This window comes from Chitinophaga sp., assembly GCF_035564935.1.
Taxonomy (GTDB): Bacteria; Bacteroidota; Bacteroidia; order Chitinophagales; family Chitinophagaceae; genus Chitinophaga.
The window spans coordinates 1-1,597 of record NZ_DATMTE010000906.1; the positions used below are offsets into that span (position 1 = coordinate 1).

A 1,597-nucleotide genomic window follows, 5' to 3' on the forward strand; every position below is an offset into this window, starting at 1 on the left:
TCCTTTACAGTGTTTTACAGCTATTGATGATATTTCTTTAACTTTAAAAGATGCAACCGGAATTTATTATCATACACCAGCAAGTGGCGCCTTATGTAGCCCACATCCAATTGAACCGGCCCAAAGAACTGAATGCATTGAATCTGCAGCTCATGGGCGAACTGAGAGATGCCCTCAAAATGCTCGATGCCGACGATGAAGTGCGGGCCATAGTGCTCAGTGGCAATGAAAAAGCTTTTGCCGCCGGCGCCGATATTAAACAGATGGCTGGCCAGTCGGCTATCGACATGTACAACATCGACCAGTTCAGTACCTGGGATACTATTAAAAAAATAAAGAAACCCATTATAGCTGCTGTAAGCGGCTTCGCCCTCGGCGGCGGCTGCGAACTCATGATGCTTTGCGATATGATCGTTGCCAGCGAAACAGCCCGCTTCGGCCAGCCGGAAATAAAACTGGGCGTTATGCCCGGCGCCGGTGGTACCCAGCGCCTTACACGTGCAGTAGGGAAAGCCCTGGCCATGGAAATGGTGCTTACCGGCCGCTTTATTACTGCGGAGGAAGCCCTCCGCGCAGGTCTTATTAACCGCATTGTGCCCGTGGAGCTTTTCCTTAAAGAGGCCATTAAACTGGCTGCAGAAACAGCCGCCATGAGCCCGGTAGCCCTTAAAATGGCAAAAGAAGCCGTTTTGAAAGCTTTTGATACCAGCCTGGAAGAAGGATTACATTTTGAACGTAAAAATTTTTATCTTCTCTTTGCATCTGAAGATCAGAAGGAAGGCATGCAGGCGTTTATTGAAAAAAGACCTCCTGTATTCAAAGGAAAATAGCACGGAACTTTATTGAAAACCATTAAATTTTTTTATTATCTGACTTGTTGACCTTCCACTGATAAAATTATGTTGTTAACTGCCGGGAGAGTAGTGCCCGATAGTTGTTGTGCGCCCCGTTTGTATCAAAATTAAAAATTTAACCATGACTGGGAGAAGGATTCCTGTTGCATCACTTTTATTGTTCATTTTCTATGCGTTTGCCTGTAACAGTCCCGCTCAGAAAGCAAGGGCCATCGTATTGGCCGACCAGGCCAACCTGCCGCCAACTGATACCATGATCGCCGGTGGCGATACCATCCAGACAGACATGGTAGCTTCCTGGAACAGCTTCCTGCAATTCAGCGGCAAATATGCCACAGAAAGCGGCCTCTTTGAAACCGAACCACTGAAAAGCAGGCTGGCTACGCTGGTAGGCAAGGCCCGTAAATCTTTTTTTGAAAGACTAAAAGTAACGCCGCCTATAGAAGTGGAAAATAAAATACTCTTTAATGAGGGCTATATGCCGGGCAAGTCAGGTTACGATGAAGCCGTTATTGCTATCGATATGGACCGGGATATTATTTACATCGGCTTTACGATGAACAGGGAGCTGATGCTCTTCAGCGAAAAAGGAGATACCGACTACCCGGAAAAATTCCTGCAATGGATGCAGAAGTATGAACGCTAAAAAGCATCAAGGAAGACCGCCGGTCTTCCTTGATGCTTTATCTTAATTATCAAATTTATTCTTCAACGCTGCCAGCTTAGCCTGGAAATCGTTCAAT

At 46.1% G+C, this 1,597-nt stretch carries 2 protein-coding genes; both read left to right on the top strand.

Annotation, left to right across the window (positions count from 1 at the left end; genetic code table 11):
• Positions 1-50 precede the first annotated feature (50 nt).
• Positions 51-830 carry an enoyl-CoA hydratase-related protein gene (locus tag VN105_RS23635; RefSeq protein ID WP_325644870.1) on the top strand — a complete coding sequence of 260 codons (780 nt, stop codon included), beginning with the start codon at positions 51-53 and terminating at the stop codon, positions 828-830.
• 145 nt (positions 831-975) lie between these two features.
• A complete protein-coding gene (locus VN105_RS23640) occupies positions 976-1,500 on the top strand; it encodes a hypothetical protein (RefSeq protein ID WP_325644872.1) in 525 nt (174 codons plus the stop codon).
• The last annotated feature ends 97 nt before the right edge of the window (positions 1,501-1,597 follow it).